At 63.2% G+C, this 19,730-nt stretch carries 18 protein-coding genes; 12 read left to right on the top strand and 6 right to left on the bottom strand.

Annotation, left to right across the window (positions count from 1 at the left end; translation table 11 throughout):
- The 6 genes from nrfD to GX444_16520 are packed head-to-tail and all read left to right on the top strand — an operon-like array spanning nt 1 to nt 6,865.
- Nucleotides 1-912 (top strand): polysulfide reductase NrfD, encoded by a 912-nt coding sequence (gene nrfD, locus GX444_16495; GenBank protein NLH50180.1) that lies wholly within the window; start codon nt 1-3, stop codon nt 910-912.
- A gap of 8 nt (nt 913-920) precedes the next feature.
- On the top strand, nt 921-3,011 hold the full coding sequence (locus tag GX444_16500; protein ID NLH50181.1) for a molybdopterin-dependent oxidoreductase: 2,091 nt from the start codon (nt 921-923) through the stop codon (nt 3,009-3,011).
- Nucleotide 3,012: 1 nt separating this feature from the next.
- Entirely contained in the window at nt 3,013-3,957 is a 945-nt protein-coding gene (locus GX444_16505) for a hypothetical protein (GenBank protein ID NLH50182.1), read from the top strand.
- Nucleotides 3,958-3,965: 8 nt separating this feature from the next.
- Nucleotides 3,966-4,448, top strand: coding sequence for a 4Fe-4S dicluster domain-containing protein (locus tag GX444_16510; GenBank protein NLH50183.1), 483 nt, complete (start codon nt 3,966-3,968; stop codon nt 4,446-4,448).
- Nucleotides 4,449-4,462: 14 nt separating this feature from the next.
- Nucleotides 4,463-5,194 carry a 4Fe-4S dicluster domain-containing protein gene (locus tag GX444_16515; GenBank protein ID NLH50184.1) on the top strand — a complete coding sequence of 244 codons (732 nt, stop codon included), beginning with the start codon at nt 4,463-4,465 and terminating at the stop codon, nt 5,192-5,194.
- Between the two features lie 9 nt (nt 5,195-5,203).
- Nucleotides 5,204-6,865: an FAD-binding protein gene (locus GX444_16520; protein ID NLH50185.1), complete on the top strand. Its 1,662-nt coding sequence runs from the start codon at nt 5,204-5,206 to the stop codon at nt 6,863-6,865.
- A 1-nt stretch (nt 6,866) separates the two neighbouring features.
- Here the strand turns inward: GX444_16520 and GX444_16525 are convergent, their stop codons facing one another.
- Nucleotides 6,867-8,429, bottom strand: coding sequence for a hypothetical protein (locus tag GX444_16525; GenBank protein ID NLH50186.1), 1,563 nt, complete (start codon nt 8,427-8,429; stop codon nt 6,867-6,869).
- A 252-nt stretch (nt 8,430-8,681) separates the two neighbouring features.
- Between GX444_16525 and GX444_16530 the strand changes: the two genes are divergently transcribed.
- The 3 genes from GX444_16530 to GX444_16540 all read left to right on the top strand — a co-directional run bounded on the left by GX444_16530 (nt 8,682) and on the right by GX444_16540 (nt 10,608).
- Nucleotides 8,682-9,011 (top strand): SCP2 sterol-binding domain-containing protein, encoded by a 330-nt coding sequence (locus GX444_16530; GenBank protein NLH50187.1) that lies wholly within the window; start codon nt 8,682-8,684, stop codon nt 9,009-9,011.
- Nucleotides 9,012-9,179: 168 nt separating this feature from the next.
- On the top strand, nt 9,180-9,593 hold the full coding sequence (locus tag GX444_16535) for a YjbQ family protein (GenBank protein NLH50188.1): 414 nt from the start codon (nt 9,180-9,182) through the stop codon (nt 9,591-9,593).
- An 88-nt stretch (nt 9,594-9,681) separates the two neighbouring features.
- Complete coding sequence (locus GX444_16540; protein ID NLH50189.1) at nt 9,682-10,608, top strand: formylglycine-generating enzyme family protein; 927 nt, start codon at nt 9,682-9,684, stop codon at nt 10,606-10,608.
- Nucleotides 10,609-10,656: 48 nt separating this feature from the next.
- Here the strand turns inward: GX444_16540 and rfaE2 are convergent, their stop codons facing one another.
- The 4 genes from rfaE2 to GX444_16560 all read right to left on the bottom strand — a co-directional run bounded on the left by rfaE2 (nt 10,657) and on the right by GX444_16560 (nt 13,544).
- Nucleotides 10,657-11,139 (bottom strand): D-glycero-beta-D-manno-heptose 1-phosphate adenylyltransferase, encoded by a 483-nt coding sequence (gene rfaE2 / locus GX444_16545; protein NLH50190.1) that lies wholly within the window; start codon nt 11,137-11,139, stop codon nt 10,657-10,659.
- Entirely contained in the window at nt 11,136-12,182 is a 1,047-nt protein-coding gene (locus GX444_16550; GenBank protein NLH50191.1) for an OmpA family protein, read from the bottom strand. The genes rfaE2 and GX444_16550 overlap by 4 nt, the downstream gene beginning before the upstream one ends.
- Complete coding sequence (locus GX444_16555; GenBank protein NLH50192.1) at nt 12,179-12,478, bottom strand: hypothetical protein; 300 nt, start codon at nt 12,476-12,478, stop codon at nt 12,179-12,181. Before GX444_16555 ends, GX444_16550 begins: the two co-directional genes overlap by 4 nt.
- A gap of 88 nt (nt 12,479-12,566) precedes the next feature.
- Nucleotides 12,567-13,544, bottom strand: a complete 978-nt coding sequence (locus GX444_16560; GenBank protein NLH50193.1) for a hypothetical protein — start codon at nt 13,542-13,544, stop codon at nt 12,567-12,569.
- 184 nt (nt 13,545-13,728) lie between these two features.
- On the opposite strand from GX444_16560, the gene GX444_16565 reads away from it, so the two are divergent.
- The 3 genes from GX444_16565 to glmS are packed head-to-tail and all read left to right on the top strand — an operon-like array spanning nt 13,729 to nt 18,148.
- Nucleotides 13,729-15,285: a methylmalonyl-CoA carboxyltransferase gene (locus GX444_16565; GenBank protein ID NLH50194.1), complete on the top strand. Its 1,557-nt coding sequence runs from the start codon at nt 13,729-13,731 to the stop codon at nt 15,283-15,285.
- Nucleotides 15,286-15,301: 16 nt separating this feature from the next.
- Entirely contained in the window at nt 15,302-16,303 is a 1,002-nt protein-coding gene (locus GX444_16570; GenBank protein ID NLH50195.1) for a bifunctional N-acetylglucosamine-1-phosphate uridyltransferase/glucosamine-1-phosphate acetyltransferase, read from the top strand.
- Nucleotides 16,304-16,318: 15 nt separating this feature from the next.
- Nucleotides 16,319-18,148 carry a glutamine--fructose-6-phosphate transaminase (isomerizing) gene (glmS, locus tag GX444_16575; protein NLH50196.1) on the top strand — a complete coding sequence of 610 codons (1,830 nt, stop codon included), beginning with the start codon at nt 16,319-16,321 and terminating at the stop codon, nt 18,146-18,148.
- A 34-nt stretch (nt 18,149-18,182) separates the two neighbouring features.
- Here glmS and GX444_16580 read toward each other — a convergent pair whose 3' ends face one another.
- Nucleotides 18,183-19,724: a glycoside hydrolase family 5 protein gene (locus GX444_16580; GenBank protein ID NLH50197.1), complete on the bottom strand. Its 1,542-nt coding sequence runs from the start codon at nt 19,722-19,724 to the stop codon at nt 18,183-18,185.
- Nucleotides 19,725-19,730 lie beyond the last annotated feature (6 nt).

Genomic DNA, 19,730 nt, shown 5'->3' on the forward strand with positions numbered 1-19,730 from the left:
TTGGAAACCGTCGCCACCCGGTTGTTGTACGACGTGCCGCACCAGACGACCTTTGCCTGGCTGATCTCGATCTATTTCTACTTCACCGGATTGTCGGCGGGCAGCTTCGTGGTTTCCACCATGAGTTACGGTTTCGGCCTGACGAAGTACAAGCCGATCAGCCGGATCGCGGTCATCACCGCCACCGCCTGCCTGGGGATCGCGCCGATCGCGCTGCTGATGCAGGTCGGCTGGCCGATCCGTTCGATCTGGAACCACTTCACCTACCTGAATTTCACCAGCCCGATGACCTACGGGGCGTTTCTGCTGGTCGGTTACCCGGTGGTCTGCATTTTCTACGCGCTGTTCATGTTCCGCGGCGATCTGAAGCGCACCAAGCTGCTGGGGATGATCGGCATTCCCACCGCGATCGCCACGCACGGCTACACCGGGTTCATCCTGGCGTTCGGCAAGGCGCGCGCCTACTGGAACACCGCGCTGATGCCGACGCTCTTCCTGGTCTCGGCCATCGTGTCCGGCCTGGCGCTGATGATCCTGCTGGTCATGCTGCTGTTCCGCTTCGTCTTTGCCGAGCGCAAGATTCCGGCCGACATCGTCGACGGGCTGGCCGGCCTGCTCGGCTGGGCGATCGTGGTCGATCTGTTCCTGACTTTCTGCGACATCGCCGTGCTGTCGATCAGCCACGAGGGCGCGCAGCGGATGGCCTGGCTGGTGCTCGGCGGCAGCTTCACGCCGCTGTTCGTGGTCGTGGAGAACCTGATCGGCAAGGTGCTGCCGCTGGTCGTTTGTTTCGTGCCGGCGTTGCGCAAACGGCACTGGGTGCTGGCCCTCGCGGCGGCCGGGGTGGTGATCGGCATCTTTTTCATGCGGTACGTGACCGTCTTCGGCGGTCAGGTGCTGCCGTTGATGTAGGGGTTCGCATGCGGATTACGCGTCGCCAATTCGTTTCCTGGGGCCTGGCCGCCGGCGCGGCGATCGGGGTCGAGGGAGTCGGCCACGCGTTTTTCGGCCACGTGATGCGCACCGCCACGCGCCGCGACGAACCGGTGCCGTCGGTCTGCCGGGCTTGCCCGGCCGGCTGCGGCATTGTCGGCTATTTGCGCGACAAGACGCAGCTCACCGCGATTCTCGGCAATCCCGAGCACCCGGCCAGCCGCGGCAAGGTCTGCGCGCTCGCCCTGGCCGCGATCAATCTGCACTATCACCCCGAGCGCCTCTGGCAGGCCCGCCGCCGCAACGGGCAAACGCTCGAAACCACCGCCGCGCTCGACGAGGCGCAGCGCCAATTGGCCGGGCTGCTGGCCGAGGGCGCCACGGTGGTGATCGACACCTGGGACGAGCAGGCGGCGCACGCCGATTTCCTGGCGCCGCTCGGCGTCCGAGGGAAATTGATCGGCCGCGAGGCGTTGGCCGGCGCGAACCGGCAGGCGGTCATGCGCGAAATCTGGGGCGCCGAGGTCCGGCCCGACATCGAAGCCGCCGATCTGCTGCTGGTCTTCGACGACCGGCCGCTCGACGAGGGGCCGCGCTTCATTCAAGACGCCCGGCGCATCGTCGAGGGGCAGGTCGACCGCGGCTTGAAGGTGGTGGTGTTCGATCCGCACCTCGCCAACACCGGCGGCAAGGCCGATCTGTGGGTGCCGATCCGGCCCGGCACGGCGCGCGTCGCGGCGTTGGCTCTGGTGCGCCACACGCTGGAGCACTGGAAGCTCGACGCGACGATCCGTATGGGCGGCCAATACCTGCCGCTTTATTTTCTGGCCGAGGCGCTCGACGCCTACGACTTCGAATATGCCGCGCACCGCTGCGGCGTGGATCCCGAATTGCTGCGGCAGGCCGCCGACCTGCTGCTCGAATCCCATCGCCCGGCGACCATGGCCGGCGACGGCGTTTTCGACGGCGCGGACGCGAAAGCGGCGTATGCTTCCATCGCCTTGATCGATCTGCTGTTCGGCGAGCGTCAGATCCCGGTCATTCCGCGGCCGCGTTGGGTGCCCGAGGCGCAGGCGCTGACCGCGGTGGAGGCCGAGGAGTTCTACCGCGAACTGGAATTCGGCGAGAAGCGGCGAAAGATCATCCTGATCACCCATCGCGCCAATCCGGTTTACGAGCGGGGCGGCCGCCTGGAAAGCGCGCTGGTCGACGGCGCGGCGGCCTATCATCTGGCGATCAGTCCGCTGCCCAACGAAACGGCCGGGGTCGCCGATCTCGTCATTCCCGAGGCATTGCCGCTGGAGTGCGAGGGCCGCGTCTGGCTGACTGCCTACGTTCCGACGCCGACGTATGCGTTGCAGCAGCCGATCGCGCCGCCGCCCAAGGGCGTGTTGCCGGCCAAAGCCGTCTTCGCTGCCCTGACCGGCGCCGAACCGCCGGCGAACGCCGCGGCGGAAAACGACCTCCGCTGGGTGCGCGATCGGTTGGGCGTGCAGGCGTTTTTCGAAATCGCCCAGGGGATTTTCGCCGGCGATGTGAACTTCAAACCCGAACTGGTTTACACCCCGTCGCTGGCCTACTTCAAACAGCTCGCGCCTTTGGAAACGACCCCGGCGCACGGCGGGCGGCTGGAACTGCTCCTGCACGGCGGTCCGACGACCAACCGGACCAGCGCGCAAGCCAAGTGGCTGGCGGAAATCGATCACGCCGCCAAGCTGTTCGTGAATCCGGACGACGCCCGGCGCCTGCGCGTCCGCACCGGCGACGCGGTGCGTTTGCTGGCCGAGGAAAGCCGGCCCGCGCCCGCGCGACCGGTCGAGGTGAAGGTGGAAGTGTTCGTTTCGGGCGGCATCCGTCCCGGCTGCGCGGCGTTGAATATCGGCCAGGGCCATCCGGCCTCCGGGCTGCTGGCGCTGGCCAGCCGCTTTTCCGCCCGGCTCGACCCGGACATGAAACTGATCTGGTGGGAAGACCAACGCAACGGCGTCAACCTGTCGCCGCTGACCACCGCCGACCCCGCGCCGGAAGGCGACCGCCTGCTGCGGCCGCTCGTCCGGCTGCGCGTCAGGAGGGCCTGACATGAAGGGATTGGCGCGAGTGTTCGGCTGGCTCGAGCATTTTCTGATTACGGCGCCGCCGCTTTACGTCGGCCTGGGCATCGGCGTCGCCGGATTGCTGGGTTTTCTCGGCATGGTGACCTACAATCAATCCTCGTTCTTCTGCCTGAAATGCCACGCGCCGGCCGGCGTTTTCGTCAGTTTCGCCGAGGACTCGACCTCGCACTCGCCCTATAAAAAAGACAAGGAACGCTGTCTGACCTGTCACACCGACAAGGATTTCTACCGGGTGGCCGGGAAATGGGTGAGCCGCTCGGTGGCCGATTTCGACGACGCGACCGGCGCCGAAACGACGCGCCTGCCGGACCCCGAGCCCGGCTATACCGACGACGAATGCCTGCGCTGCCATTTCGACATTCTCAAGCGCGACGAGGCCGATAAGCTCAAACTGCCGGAAAAGGTCGCCAAGATCGGCCTGCGTTTTTCGCACCGCAACCACTTCTGGATGAAGGATTATCCGCGGCCGGCGCGCGCCCAGCTCGAACGCCTGAGGGCGATGGCGCTGCCCACCGAAGAGCAGAAAACCGAACGCGATTTCCTGCTGCGGGCGCAACTCGGCTGGTGCGGCCAGTGCCACGACCGCGAACAGCCGACGGCGGACGGCAAGACGCGACCGGATCGCTCAATCAACTACTTTTCGATCAACCCGATGCGCTGCATCGGCTGCCACCCCGACGCGACCGCGCGTCGCCATCCGGGGACGATTCACCTGGCGTTGCCGCGCGAGGAACAATGCCGTCGTTGCCACAGCGGCACTTTCCACGGGCGCTTCGCGGTGTTCCGCGCCGAATGCGCGGGTGAGGACAAACGAGACTGCCGGCGTTGCCATCCCGGTTGGCAACCGGAAGCGGCGGAGGAGTCCGGCGTCGCCGGACCGGTGGCCGCCGCGCCGGCGCCGGAAGGGTAGGAGGCGACATGGCATCGATCACCGAACAATCGCCGCCGCTGTCCACGGAGAAACGACGGACGGTCGATCAACTGCTGACCATCAAGGAGCCGCCGGTGGCGCGCTTCCGGTTGCTCAGCCGCGGGATGGAGCCGTACCACCGGCTGTACCTGCCCAGCGGCGACGAGATCACCGGCGACCAGGCCTGCCTGGCCTGCGGTAATTGCGTCGATTCGTGCCCGGTGCTACGGCGCGAACCGGCGCGACTGGGCGTGACCGACCGCCGCACCAGCTTTGCGTTGGAAACGACGGTCGCCGAGGATTGCGAATTGTGTTTTTCGTGCCTGCTGGCCTGCCCGCAGGTAGACACGGAAATCAAGGATTACGTGGTGGACGAGAAGATCCCGGAAACGATCCCCCAAAGCAAACTGCTGCGCCGGTTCGACAACTACTTCATGGTCATCGCGGCGCTGCTACTGGGCATCGCGCTCGGCGTTTTCATCGCCCGATAGAGGAGGGAGACAGGATGCAGACGTTACCGCCGGAAACCGCGCGGATTTACCTCATGGGCAAGGAATATCTGGTGCCCGATTCGTTGACCATTCAAAAGGCCTTCGAGTTCGCCGGCTACCAATGGCTGCGCGGCTGCGGCTGCCGCGGCGGCATCTGCGGCGCCTGCGCGACCGTCTACCGGTTCGCGGGTTCGTACAAGATCGAGGTCGGGCTGGCCTGCCAGACGGTCGTCCAGGACGGCATGTACATCGCCCAGATCCCGTTCTTCCCGGCGCCGAAGGCGACCTACGACGTGGAGCGGATCGAGGCGACCACGCAGGTCGTTCATTCGTTGTACCCGGAGATCTTCAAGTGCATGGGTTGCAACACCTGTACGAAAAGCTGCCCGATGGAAATCCGGGTCATGGAGTACATCAGCGCGACCATCCGCGGCGATCTGCGCGAGGCGGCCCGGCTGTCGTTCGACTGCGTCATGTGCGGCCTCTGCGCGGCGCGTTGCCCTGGCGAACTCAAGCAGTATCACATCGCCGAACTCGTCCGCCGGCTGGTGGGCGTGCACCTGCAGCCGCGCAGCCGCCACCTGGCGGCGCAAACCGCGCGCATCCGCGCCGGCGAATTCGAAAAGGCGCTGGACGAGGTGACGGCGCTGAGCGACGCCGAGTTGCGGCAGCGCTACGTCGCGCGCGAGGAACAGCCGCAGGAAGATGATCCGAACTGGAAACCGAAGGACCCGACGTATCTGTAGGAGGCCGCCGTGGGCTATACCCAGGAATTGCTCGAGCTGATTAAAAAAGTCGAAGCGACCCGTCCGGCCCGCATTCAGCGTGCCAAGGAGGGTAAGGACTTCCCGGCGCTGTCGCTGGCCGAACGCGCCGAACGATTGAAGCACCACCCGGACTACCAGGCGGATGGGCGTCGGCCGCTCGTTGTCGGTCCCAGCAAGGGCTACGCGATCTGCCACGAGATGGCTGCCCTGTTCGAGGCCCGGCCGCTGCTCGATCCCGATCGCTTCGCCGTGGACAAACCCGATTACACCACCGACGTTCTGGTGCTGGGCGGCGGTGGCGCAGGCACCAGCGCGGCGTTACTCGCGGCCGAGCAAGGGCTGCGCGTAATTCTCGCCACCAAGCTGCGGCACGGCGACGCCAACACCATGATGGCCGAGGGCGGCATCCAGGCGGCGACGAAAGTCGGGTGGGACAGCCCGTATTTCCATTACCTCGACGTGATCGGCGGCGGTCACTTCAAAAACGTGCCGGAACTGGTGCGGACGTTGGTCACCGAGGCGCCGCTGGTGATCGAGTGGCTCGAGGGTCTGGGCTGCCTGCTGTCGAAGGAGCCGCACGACCCGCAGGGCACCTTGCGCACGGCGCACGGCGGCGGCACCTGCCGCAAGCGGATGCACTTCGCGGCCGACATCACCGGCGCGGAAATCATGCGCACCCTGCGCGACGAGGCCCGCAACCGCGCCGACCGGATCGAGGTGCTGGAGTTCAATCCGGCGATCGAGCTGATTCTGGACGACAAGGGCCGCTGCATGGGCGCGGTGCTGCTCAACCTCGAGACGAAGCAGACCTACGTCGTCCACGCCAAGGCCGTGGTGCTGGCCACCGGCGGCTCGGGCCGCCTGCACATCAAGGGCTTCATGACCACCAATCACTACGGCGCGACCGCCGACGGGTTGGTGATCGCCTACCGCGCGGGCGTGCCCGTCTGCTTCTTGCACGCCGTGCAATACCACCCGACCGGCGTCGTCTTTCCGGAACAGGCCGAGGGCATCCTGATCACCGAAAAGGTGCGCGGCTTCGGCGCCCACGTGCTGAACGTCGAGGGCGAGCAGTTCGTCTTCGAGCGCGAGCCGCGCGATGTCGAGGCGGCGAGCATCATTCGCGAATGCACGGTGGTCGGGAAGGGCGTGCCGACGCCGACCGGCAAGTTCGGCGTCTGGCTCGACAGCCCGATGATCGAGACCATGGTCGGCCCGGGCACCGTCGAGCGCGAGTTCCCCGGCAAGTTCATCCTGTACAAGCGCTTCGGCATCGACATCGGCAAGGTGCCGATGCTCGTCTACCCGACGCTGCATTATCAAAACGGCGGCGTGACCTACAATCGACATTGCGAGACCAACGTGCCGGGTTTGTTCGCGGCGGGCGAGGTGACCGGCGGCGTCCACGGCGAGAATCGCCTGATGGGCAATTCGCTGCTCGACGTGTGCGTGTTCGGCCGGATCGCGGGGCAGACGGCGGCGGCTTACGTCAAGGAAAAGTACGCACCGGGCATCCCGAACCTCGAGCACGTGCGGCGGTTCATCGCCGAACGGAAGGAAGCCGGCATTGACAGCGCGGTCGCCAGCCCGATCCTGCTGCCCGACTACGTCAACCAGCAGGTGAAGGATAAGCGGCTCCCCGGCCTGTAGGCTATTTGCCGATTTTCAGGAGCGCCTTGCGGAGCACCTCTTTATCGACGCCGCGGATCAATTCCTGGTTGTCCGCCAGGGCGGCGAACTCCTCGGTGATGCTCAATTCGGCGGCTAGGTTGCTGTTCTCGGCCAGGATCTGGCTCGCCTTGTCCGCGTTGGCTTCCTTCTTGATCGTCGCCGGGTCCAGGCCCGCCTTGGTCACGAAATCTTCCCAGTAGCTCGACAGCGGATTTTCCGCGCGGCCCTTCAAGTAGTCCCAGACCTTGTCGGGCTTGGTATTCAGGATAGCGATCACCCGCAGCATCTCCTCGACTTCCATCACACCCATCTGCGCGGCGATTTCGCCGTTTTGGATCAGCGTGAACGGCAGCAGGCGCACGTGAACGCCGAGCTTCTTGATTTCCGGCGCGGCCAGGAGGTCCGACAAATCCAGCAGGGAACGCAGAGCGTTTTGCGAAACCGGGGTGAAGAACACGTCGAGGGTTTTCGGAGCGGCCTTGCGGTCGAGATAGAAATTGCCGCCGACCTTCGGCGAAAGCAGGTAGCCGTCGCCGGCTTTCACCACGTGCGGTTCGATGACCTTGAAGTTCGACCGTTTCGCCAGGTCGCCGGGGAAGAAATAGGCGGGCAACAGTTTGATGCCGTATTTCGCGATGAATTTTTTGCCGGCGGCGCTGTTGTAATCGATCTTTTCCACCTTGGCGCCCGGATAGAGCTGCAAGGTCTGCTTGAGAATCAGGTCCATCCGACTGGTGTCGATGGCCTTCGCGTCGTAGACGATCGTGTGGGTGAACGGCGACTTGTCCACCATCTCCGGCGGCAGCGGCGGCGCGTTGTCCTGGCCACTGCAGGAGCCCTTGGCGCTGCCGTCCGACCGCGAGAGGGTTTCCGGCGGGTTGTCGCAAACCGGAGCCTTTTTGCCGCCCATCGCTTTGCAGATCGCCTCGAACAATTCGCGGCTGTTGATGCCGCCCGCATAGGGTGCGCCGTTGATCAGAATGGTCGGGCTGGCGTGAACGTTCAGTTTGTTGGTTTCCGCCAGATGTTCGCGCAAGAGCCGCTCGGCGGTGCCGTCGGTCCGGCATTTTTCGATGGCTTCGACCGACAAGCCCAGGCTTTTCGCCGTCGCCTGCCAATCCTTGCCGCTTTCGTTCCAGCGAACGATGAAATCCAGTTGCTTCTCAGGGGCGGCCTGACCGGCGCAGATCTGCACCTGGTCTTTTTCGACTTCCCGCGCGCCGTGCAAGCTTTCGATCTTGCCGTCCGACGACTGGCTGATAATGAAAACCAGCCGCAAATCAAACAGATCTTTCAACGCCTGGGCGACTTTATGCGTAACGGTTTCCGCCGGGATGCCGTAAGGGCATTCGCTCATGACGTAAAGGGACACGAGCGGACGGTCGCTGGTCGGGATTTCCCGCGGGGCCGGGCCCTCGGCGGGCGGCGGGGCGACCGCCGGAGTCGGGCTGGTTTCGGTCGGGGTCGTTTTGCCGCAGCCGACCGCAAACAGCAGCAGCGGAAGGACCGCCAGCGCGAGGATCGAAAAACGGAATTGCCGCATTTTTCAAGCTCCTTCAGGGCCGTTTGCCGGATTTTTTCGAGCGATACGATGGTGGGCGGGCCTGGGTTTGTCAAGGCCGCGAACCGGGCCGCGAACCGTGCCTACGGCCGGTTTTCAGCAAATGCTTGACAACCCGGTCCGGAAGGCGATATTAGACACATACCATTGCAGATTGATCAGGGGACATTACCAATATTACGGTACTCTTTTTCCGCCGTTTCATGGGGACGGCCCTAGCCAGGAGGAAAGACGATGTCTGACATGACCGTGAACCAGGTGTTTGAAAACATTACCGCGAAAATGGCCGCCGATCCGGGCAAAGTGGCCAACATCAAGTCGGTTTATCAGTTCAACGTCACCGGCGACGGCGGCGGCGAATGGTACGTGGATCTCACCGGCGACGCTCCCAAGGTCGCGGCGGGCGCCTCGCCGACGCCTCATTGCACGGTCACCGTTTCCGACGCCGATTTCATCGCGATCTACACCGGCAGCCTGAATGCCCAGATGGCTTTCATGACCGGCAAAGTGAAGATCAGCGGCGACATGGGCCTGGCGATGAAACTGGGGAAAATCCTCGGGTAGTTTTTTCGTTTACGGCATACAGGGGGGGGAAGCGAACGCTTCTTCCCTTTGTTTTTAAAGGCTTGACCGGGCATCCGGTCCGGCTCAGATTGAACCGGAAACGCGTTGCGACAATCGCGAACGGGGAAACGGCGGTCGGTTGCGGACAAGGTTTGCGAGGAGGGGCGGATGAGAAGCCATACCGAATATTTGTGGTTCCAAACCAAGCAGCGGCGCGAGTACATCAATATCACCGACCGGATTGAAAAAGCCGTCGAGGAATCCGGCATCCAGGAAGGAATGGTGCTGGTCAGCGCCATGCACATCACCGCCGGCATTTGGGTCAACGACGCCGAACTGGGAATCATCGCCGATATCGATGAAATGATTGAAAACCTCGCCCCAGTCGGCAAAAACTACCGGCACCATCGCACGGGCGAGGATAACGGCGATGCGCACCTGAAAAGCATTCTCGTCCACAATCAAGTCATCCTGCCGATCACCGAAGGCCGCCTGGATCTCGGCCCCTGGCAACAGGTTTATTATTGCGAATTCGACGGCCGACGCCGCAAGCGGGTCGTCGTCAAGGCGATCGGCGAATAGCCGCGCCGGCGTTTCTTACTCATTTTCATTGTTGATTCGAGCCGGCGACCAGGATACGGTTGCCGCGATGATCAGCGATGGGGAAAACATGAAACGCCTGGCGAGTTTCGGCTTCGTCTTCATTGGCTTCTTTCTGCTGCTGCTAGTCTTCGGTTGGCATTGGTTACGCGCCGAGGAGAAAACGCCATCCAGAGCAGAAACTCACGGCCTGATACCGCTGGTCAAGGTTCCCGCCGGCAAATTCCTGATGGGCTCGCCGCCGGACGAACCGGCGCGGGAAAACGACGAAACATTGCACGAGGTAGTGATCACTCGTCCCTTCTACATCGGGGCGACCGAGGTCACCAGAAAACAGTGGCTGAAGGTAAAATGGTACAGCACCACTTGGCTGGATCATTCCGGATTGACCCGCTGTGACGGCATCGACTGTCCCGCCGACATGGTGCGATGGCAGGAAGCGATCGAGTTCTGTAACCGACTTTCGATCCTGGAAGGTCGGACGCGTTGTTACAGCGGCAAGGGCGACCACGTGCAATGGAAACGCGATTGCACCGGTTATCGCCTTCCCACCGAGGCCGAATGGGAATACGCCGCGCGCGCCGGTACGACCACGCCATTTTATACCGGCGCCACCATGACCAGGACCCAAGCCAACTGTAGCGAGATGACGGATTTATTCGGTTCTTCTCCCGAACCGCGCCGCAATGTGATGTCGATCCGCGGTTTTCCGCCTAATCAATGGGGCCTTTATGACATGAGCGGCAACCTCGAAGAATGGGTCTGGGATCGGTACGGCGATTACGCGACGGGACCGGTCGTCGATCCGGCGGAACCGGCGTCACCCTATGAGAACGGCCGCTATCGCGTTCTGCGCGGCGGATATTGGGCAACCGCTTTTTCCGGTTGCCGTTCCGCGGCGCGAAGCCGAGCGCTTGGCGATCCGCAACACAACGAGTGGGGTCTCAAACCACGAATCGCGGGCGCGGGATTTCGTGTGGTACGCAACGCCGAATAGTCGACGATCCAGTATCGGCCATTTTATCTAATACGGAAAAAGTTGTTATTAGCCGCGTATTTGGCGGACGTAATTGGTGGTTGAGCGACCGCTCACCAAGGGAACCTGCCAGACGCGCCCGCCATAGGATTCGACCAACTCGCGGCCGACCACCTGATGCGGCCCCCAATCGCCGCCTTTGACCAGCACATCCGGGCGGATGAGATCGAGCAGGGGGATGGGCGTATCCTCGTCGAAGATCGTCAGGTAATCGATCGCCGCGAAAGCCGCCAGCAAGGCCGCCCGATCGTCCTGCGGATGAATGGGCCGTTCGTCGCCTTTTTCCAGCCGGCGGATGGAGTCGTCGGAATTGATGGCGACGATCAGCACGTCGCCGGCGGTCCTGGCCTGGGCGAACAGGCGGACGTGGCCGATGTGCAGGATGTCGAAACAGCCGTTGGTGAAGACCAGGCGTTTGCCTTGCCGGCGGTCTTCCCGGAGAACGGCCAGTAAGGGCTCCCGCGCCAGAATTTTAGCCGAGCGATAGATCATGGTAGATAGATGATGAAGTCCACGCGTTCGTTTTTCAACCGACCCGCGTAGGTGTCGTTATCGGCGATCGGGCGATCGCCGCCGAAAGCCAGGGCGGTCAGTCGCTGCGCCAGAACGCCGTTTTCCACGAGATAGGCCTTTAACGCTTCGGCGCGTTTGCGCGTCAATTCCCGGGCCGCCTCTTCGTCGCCGCGCCCGTAGAGATGGCTTTCGATGCGGACGTGCAAATCCGGGTTGCGTTGCAGTTTCTGCGCGAAGTCGACCAGATTGGCTTTCGATTTTTTCGTCAGGTAGGCCGAATGGCCGAGGAATTCCACTTCGGGCAGGGCGATGAACTTGCGTTTTTTCGGCAACTGATCGGGACAGCCGTCGTCGTCGAGGAAGCCGTTGAAGGTCTCGGGATTGTCCGGGCAGGCGTCCGCCAGATCGGGGAAACCATCGTTGTCGTTGTCCGGATCCGGGCAACCGTCCTCGTCCTGCCAGCCGTCGATGTCCTCGGGCTGGGTCGGGCACAAGTCGCGGTCGTCGGGCACGCCGTCGTAATCGTTGTCGTTGTCGGGGCAGCCGTCCTCGTCCTCGAAGCCGTCGAAATCCTCCGGCTCGTTGGGGCAGGAATCCTCGCCGTCAAGATAGCCGTCGCCGTCGTTGTCGTCTTCGGGAATGCCGTCCTCGTCTTGAAAGCCGTCGTAATCCTCGGCCCGGTAAGGATCGCCGTCGCGCCAATCGGGGATGCCGTCGTTATCGAGGTCGGAAGCGCAATTTTGCGATTTTTTGGTGGCGGCATTCAGGTAAGCGGGGACTTTGCGCAAATAGTTTTCGCCGTCCTGTCGGTTGCCGAGTTCGTAGGATTTGGCGGCGAAGTCGAGGTAGGCCTCGGCGGCCGCGAAATCGGCGGGCGCGCAAAACGAGGCGCCTTTTTTACGAGCCTCTTCCAGTTGGGTGCGAAACATGTCCAACGCCACCGGGCTCGAACGGCCGCAGGCGGCGGCCAGCAAGACGATCGCCAGGAAAACCGGGAAATGGCGGCGCAGCGGCGTTTTCACTGGGCCTTCCGGAATTTGCGCGCGTTGTCGTAAGCCAAACGGGCTTTGTCGTACGACAAGGCGAGGTACTTGCGGGAAAGGGTCCAGTTGCCGTTGCTCTTTTCGGTCAGGGCCTGCTCGAAATACAGGTTGGCGCTGAGATATTCGTAAGGGCTTTTTTGTTCGGCGCCGGAAAAACGCGCGGCGTCGAGCATCTTCTTGACCTGGACTTCGGTGATATCCGGGCTGGTCGGCACGGTGGCGCACCCCACCGCCAACCCGACGACAACCAAAATTGCGATCAGTTGAAACTTCATTACGCCTTTAACCCGCCCGACTTGCGACCACTATAAGCAACAGCCGCCCGCGGCTGTCAAGCTGCCGGGTGCGGCGGGAGGACCGGCGTCAGGGGAAATATACGGTCAATTCGATCGAATGCGTGAAATTGAGCACTTCCTGGGTGTCGCCCTGGAAGGTGTAGGAAAGCGTGCCGTATTTGTCGGTGTAGGCCGCGCCCAACGAATACAGCCGCGTGTCGTTGACGCGATCCCAGTTGAAACCGCCGCGCAGGGCGAAAATCTTCGCGATCAGACCCTCGGCGCCGACGGCGAAATTGAACGTGCCGGGCACGTCGCTGACGTCGAAGACCTTGGTGATTTCGGTGCTGATCGTGGCGTAGTTGAGGATGTAGCCGGCCAGGCCGAAAGCCAGTTCGCGGCGGATGATGCGCGGTTCGTCGTTGCCGAAGACGTTGCGGCCCACCAGGCCGAAGCCCAGGATGCCCACGGCTTTGAACAAGGCGCCGAAATCCATGTCGAATTCGCCGTTGCTGGTGGAACTGACGTCGACGTAGCGGCCGGTCGCGCCCAGGCTGAAGATGTCTTCCATGCCGCCGGCGATCGTCAAATCGGTGCAGAAATCGCGGCCTTCTTTGAAGGTGGTCGAGGGGAAATTGAGGCCGGTGAAGTCCATGCCGACCGCGACGAAGGGGTTTACGTAACCGTCGGCGACGGCGAGGTGGTAAAGGTCGCGCTTCATCTTTTTCTTGGGATCGACCGTGTTTCTGTCTTCATAGAAATAGTCGTTGGTGAAGTCGCTTTCGCTGTCGCTGGATTTCAGGTCGGGAAACAGGTATTCGGAGTCGCCGAACAGCATTTCCTGGCGCTCGTAATTGAATTGGATGCCCACCTGCTTGCGTTCGTTGAGGAACGCCAGGCCGGCGGGGTTCCATTGCATGGTGTTGATGTCGTTGGCGACGGCGCTGAAGGCGCCGCCCATCGCCAGCGGCTTCGAGCCCCAATACCAGTAGGCGCTCGCCGTCGCGGGCAGCAGAAAAATTCCGCCCACCAACAGGGCGGCGAGGATGGCAGCGTATGGTTTCATTGCCCACCTTTCGAGAACGGTCGCAAACTAACGAATAAGCCGGCCTTTGTCAAATTTTGAATCGCGCCCGGTTTGGACACCGCCGCCCGGCCGGGACGTTCAACGCCGCGACGCGGCGATTCGTGTTGTCAAGCAAGGGCTTTCAGTCTAAAAGGAATAAAACGATTCCAGGCAAAATGACGAGGTGGCGATGGACGAACGGACATCCTTGGAAAAGTTGCGGGAAATGAACACGCTGGCCCTGTTGGGCGGTGGGGCGGAACGGATCGCGAAGCAGCACGCCGCCGGCAAGCTGACGGCGCGCGAGCGACTGGAAAAGCTTTTCGACCCGGGCACGTTCCGCGAACTGGACCGCTTCGTGGTGCATCGCTGCCACGATTTCGGCATGGAGAAGCAGCCCGTCCTCGGCGACGCGGTCGTCACCGGCTACGGCCTCGTCAACGGCCGGACGGTTTTCGCCTTCGCCCAGGATTTCACGGTGTTCGGCGGCAGCCTGTCGCGGGTGGTCGCGGACAAAATCTGCAAGGCGATGGACCTGTCGCTGCAGAACGGCGCGCCGTTCGTCGGCTTGTGCGATTCGGGCGGCGCCCGCGTGCAGGAAGGCGTGGACAGCCTGGCCGGATACGGCGATATCTTTTTGCATAATACGCTGGCCTCGGGCGTCGTGCCGCAGATCAGCGTCATCATGGGGCCGTGCGCGGGCGGCGCGGTGTACAGCCCGGCGATCACCGATTTCGTGTTCATGGTCGATCGCACCAGCCACATGTTCATCACCGGGCCGAACGTCATCGAAACGGTCACCGGCGAAAAGGTGAGTATGGACCAGTTGGGCGGCGCGGCGACCCACACGGCGGTGAGCGGGGTGGCGCACTTCGCCTATCCGGATGATGCGTCCTGCCTGGCCGGGGTGCGGCGGCTGCTCGGATACTTCCCCAGCAACAACACCGAGGACGCGCCGGTCTACCAGACGGCCGATCCGCCCGATCGCGAATCGCCCGAACTCGAAACGCTGGTGCCGGCCAATCCGAACCTCCCTTACGACGTGCACGAGATCATCGCGCGGGTCGTCGACGGCGGAACGTTCGTGGAAGTGCACGCGGCGTACGCCGGCAACCTGGTGGTCGGTTACGCGACGCTGGGCGGGCGCAGCGTGGGCATCGTCGCCAACAACCCGGCGGTCAAGGCGGGGTGTCTGGATCTCGAAGCCAGCATGAAGGGCGCGCGGTTCGTGCGCTGCTGCGACTGCTTCAATATCCCGATCCTGACGTTTTGCGACGTGCCCGGCTTCTTGCCGGGGGTGCAGCAGGAATACGGCGGCATCATCAAGCACGGCGCCAAGATGATCTACGCCTACGCCGAGGCCACGGTGCCGAAGATCACCCTCGTTTTGCGCAAGGCCTACGGCGGCGCCTATATCGTCATGGGTTCCAAGCAACTGCGGGCCGACATCAACTACAGCTATCCGGGCGCCGAGGTCGCGGTGATGGGGCCGGAAGGCGCGGTCAACGTCGTCTTTAAAAAGCAGATCGACCAGGCCGCCGATCCCAAGGCCGAGCGCGAAAAACTGATTCGCGAATACCGCGAAAAATTCGCCAATCCCGTCGTGGCGGCCGGACTGGGCTACCTCGACGAGGTGATCGAACCGCGCCAGACGCGCCGGAAACTGTACGAGGCGCTGCTGCTGTTGCGCAACAAACACGACACGTTGCCGCCGAAAAAACACGGCAATATCCCCCTCTGAAAGCGAAAGGAAAACGATGCGTCCGTTAGCCGTCGTGATTCTGGCCGCGGGCAAGGGCACGCGGATGAAGTCCGCGCTCGCCAAGGTGTTGCACGAGGTTTGCGGCAAACCGCTGATCTATTACCCGGTGCGCCTGGCCCGCCAACTGAAGGCCACGCGGATCGTGGCGATCGTCGGCCACCAGGCCGAGGCGGTGCGCGCCGCCGTGCGAGCCGAATTCCCGGCCGCGTCAATCGACTTCGCCCTGCAGCGCACCCAGGAAGGCACGGGCCATGCCGTCCTGCAGGCCAAGTCGGCCCTGCGCGGCTTCGACGGCGACGTGCTGATTCTCTCCGGCGACGTTCCGCTGCTGCGGCTGGAAACGGCGCGGGCCATCGTGGCGCAGCATCGCCGCACGAAAAGCGATCTGACGAGCATGACGACCCGGCTCGACGATCCGACCGGCTACGGCCGCTGCCTGACCGACGAGGCGGGCCGCCTGGTCCGCGTGGTCGAGCAGAAGGACGCCGACGAGGAACAGCAGAAAATTCAGGTCGTCAACGCCGGTTTTTACGTCGCCAACGCCAAGACCTTGTGGGCTACGCTGGCCCGCATCGGCAAAAACAACGCCCAGGGCGAAATGTACCTGACCGACGCGATCGAAATCGCCGGCCACCTGGGCAAGAAGGTGCTGCCGTTCCGCCTGGCGGAACCGTGGCAGATCCTCGGCGTCAACAGCCGCGCCGATTTGGCCGAAGCGGCGCGGATCCTGCGCCGGGCCCTCAACGCCGGGTGGATGAAAAGCGGCGTGACGATGATCGACCCGGAGACGACCTACCTCGATTGGGACGTGCGCGTCGGGCCCGACACCGTGATCGAGCCGGGCGCGGTGCTGTTGGGGCGAACGAAAATCGGCGCCGGCTGCCGGATCGGCCAGGGCGCGCGTTTGACCGACGTGACCGCGGGCGCGGGGGCCGTTCTCGGCCCGTACGTCGTGCTGCAAGGTATGCGCGTGGAAGCGGGCGAAGTCATCGACTGAAGAAGGATCAAGCAGATGTGCGGCATCATCGGTTATATCGGTCCGCGCAACCCGACCCAGGTGTTGCTCGACGGTTTGAAACGGTTGGAATATCGCGGCTACGACTCGGCCGGCATGGCGTTGCTCGTTGACGGCCGCGTCCGCATCCGCCGCAGCGTCGGCAAGCTGCGGAACCTGGAACAGATGATGCACGACGATCCGCTGGAAGGCACCCAGGGGATCGGCCACACGCGCTGGGCGACGCACGGCAAGCCGTCGATCGTCAACGCCCACCCGCACAAAGTGGGGCCGATCAGCCTGGTGCACAACGGCATCATCGAAAACCACACCGCGCTGGCCAAGGAATTGCTGGCGGGCGGCGCGCAAATCCAATCCGAAACCGACACCGAAATCGTCGCTCACTTGATCGCCCGCGAGGTGGAAAGCGGGGCCGATTTGATCGCGGCGGTCCGGCGGGCGATCGTTCGTCTGGAGGGCGCCTATGCCTTCGTCGTGCAGAGCACGGCGGAGCCCGGCAAGCTGATCGGGGCACGCAAGGGCAGCCCGCTGGTCGTCGGCTACGGCGAGGGCGAATCCTTCGTGGCCAGCGACATCCAGGCGCTGGTCGCTTACACGAAGCGGGTCGATTTTCTCAATGACGAAGAGTTGGCGCTGATCGAGGCGGACCGCGTTTCGATCTTCGACGGCGCCGGCAACCTGCTGCAACGCCAGGCGAAAACGGTCAGTTGGAACCCGATCGACATCGAGAAGAGCGGCCACAAACACTTCATGCATAAGGAAATTTACGAACAGCCGCGCGCGATCATCGACAGCCTCGAGGACAGTTTCGACCCCGGGCAGGGCTCGTTCTATTTCATCGAACAGGCCTTCGACATGGCGGCTTTCGCCCGCTTCAAACGCCTGGCAATGGTCGCCTGCGGCACCGCCTATCACGCCTGTCTGGTCGGTAAGACCTTCATCGAACAACTGGCCGGCCTGCCGTGCGAGGTGGACGTCGCCTCCGAATTCCGTTATCGCGAACCGGTGGTCGGCCCGGACACCTTGCTGGTCGTGGTCAGCCAGTCGGGCGAAACCGCCGATACCCTGGCCGCGATGCGTGAAGCCCAGCGGCGCGGCGCCGCCACCCTGGCGATCGTCAACATGCCCAATTCGACTATCGCCCGCGAGGCCGACGGCGTGGTCTTCACGCATGCCGGGCCGGAAATCGGCGTCGCCTCGACCAAGGCCTTCACGGCGCAATTGGTCGTGCTGTACGTGCTCGCCGTGCAGTTCGCCCGGGCCTACGGCCGGTTGAACGTCGACGATGCCGAGGAACGGTTGCGCGCCCTGGCGCGGGTGCCGGGGCAAATGGAGGAAATCCTCGCGCAGGAAGAAAAAATCCGCCGCATCGCGCGCGAGTTCCAGCACATGAAGGGCTTTTTGTTCCTCGGCCGCGGCCCCTGCTATCCGATCGCGCTGGAAGGGGCGCTCAAGCTGAAGGAAATCAGCTACCTGCATGCCGAAGGCTATGCCGCCGGCGAAATGAAACACGGGCCGATCGCCTTGATCGACGAAAAGATGCTGGTGCTCGGCCTGATTCCCCGCGGACCGCTGCGCCAGAAGATGATGTCGAACCTGCAGGAAGTCCGAGCCCGCGAAGGGAAAGTGGTCGCCGTGATCGAAGGCGCCGAGGAACCGCCCGCCGGCATCGCCGACGCGATCATCCGCGTGCCGGAGACCGATCCGCTGATCGTGCCGCTCCTGATGGTGTTACCGCTGCAGTTGCTCGCGTACCACGTCGCCGATCTGCTCGGCACCGACGTGGATCAGCCGCGCAACCTGGCCAAGTCGGTCACGGTGGAGTAAGGGCGGCGCGTTACGGCCGACGGGAAACCGCGGTTCATTTCATCGTTTCAATCATCACGCTGTGCCGGGCGATTTGCCGATTCGCCTCGATCGACGCCACCTGACGCGCCTCGTTCCACGTGTAGCTCCCTTCGCCGTCGGGATCGGAACAGGTGAGGATGAAACCGCCGGGGAAGTGGCGGCGGGGAATGTAGATTTCCGTCGGGCCGGTCGCCACCGGGTTTTCGGTCCAGACCAGGGTGAAAATCCCGGCGTCAGGATCGAAGGCGAAACTTTCGGGGTAGCCCGCCGTTTTTTGCGGGTAGGGCCGGGATACCGCGTCCAGCACCCAGGCACGCTCGTTGCCGTCCGGGTCGAGCAAGCCCACGTTGTCGTCCTTGTTGTAAACCCAGTATGACCAGCTCGCCAGATGTTCGTCGAGCAGGCGCGTCGCATCGCGCATGTATTGTTCGTGATTCACCGTTTGGCCGTTGAAGAGCGCCCACTCGCCGACCCAGACCGGCGCCGCCATGCGTCTGGCCGTGCGATCGATCGCGTCCAGGACGAATTCGATTTCGAGCGGCAGGCCTAGGTAAACGCTCAATATCACCGAGACGAACGGGTACAGGTGCGGCCCGTAGGAGACGTTGGGCACGTCTGGCAACCCCAGGTGGCACGGCAGACCGGCGCCCACCGCGCCCGCCGGTTCGACGAAAAACCAGGCGTCCTCGTCGTCAGTCCGCATGGCCGTCGCCAGGTTGCGGTAAAAAGGCTCCAGGGCGAAGCGGTCGAAGACGAAGAGCGGCAGATAGGTTCCGAAGAAAGGCTCGTTCATCAAGTCGTAGCCGAGTACGGCCGGTTCGTCCGCGTACCGCTTTGCGAGGTGGGACCACATCGCGACGTAGGCGTCTTGCACGCCGTTCCTGTTGCGCCAGAAATTGTTGAAGGCCGCCACCAGCGCGGGCTGCAAATAATTGAGATACCACGGCTCCCACGGGACGTAGGTCAGGCCGTTGTCCTCCGTGGCCCAGGCCGGCGCCCCGTCGCCGTTGAATTTCTCGCCGTACAGATCCTGGTGCATGTCGAGGATGACCGCGATGCCGCGCTCACGGCACCAGGCGATCCGTTCGTCGAGCTGTTCCAGAAAAGTCTCGTTGTAGACGCCCGGCTCGGGTTCGACCGCGGCCCAGACGATGCCCAGCCGGATGGAGTTGAAGCCCCATTCGACCAGGCGGTCGTAATCGGCCTCGGTGTGCCACGAAATGTAAGGATCGCGTTGCTGAATGATCTGCACTCCGTGATAAAGCGCGACGCGACCCTGGGCGTCGAAGAACCACTCCCGCTCAGGTTCAATGGAAGTGTCGTCGTCGGTGGAATCGTCGTTGTCATTGTCATCGTCGTCGTCGGCGACGGAGTCGTCGTTGTCGTCGTCATCCGCGCTGTCATTGTCGTCGTCGGTGGAATCGTCATTGTCATTGTCATTGTCATCGTCGTCCGCCTGATCTTCTTCCGCGGTTGAATCGGAGTCGTCGTCGCAGCCGAACAGCGCAACGATCGCGAGCACGGTCAGCAAATAAAGAAAAGGAAGTTTCTTCATGGAGGG

It is taken from the genome of Myxococcales bacterium (assembly GCA_012517325.1).
Classification (GTDB): Bacteria; Lernaellota; Lernaellaia; order Lernaellales; family Lernaellaceae; genus JAAYVF01.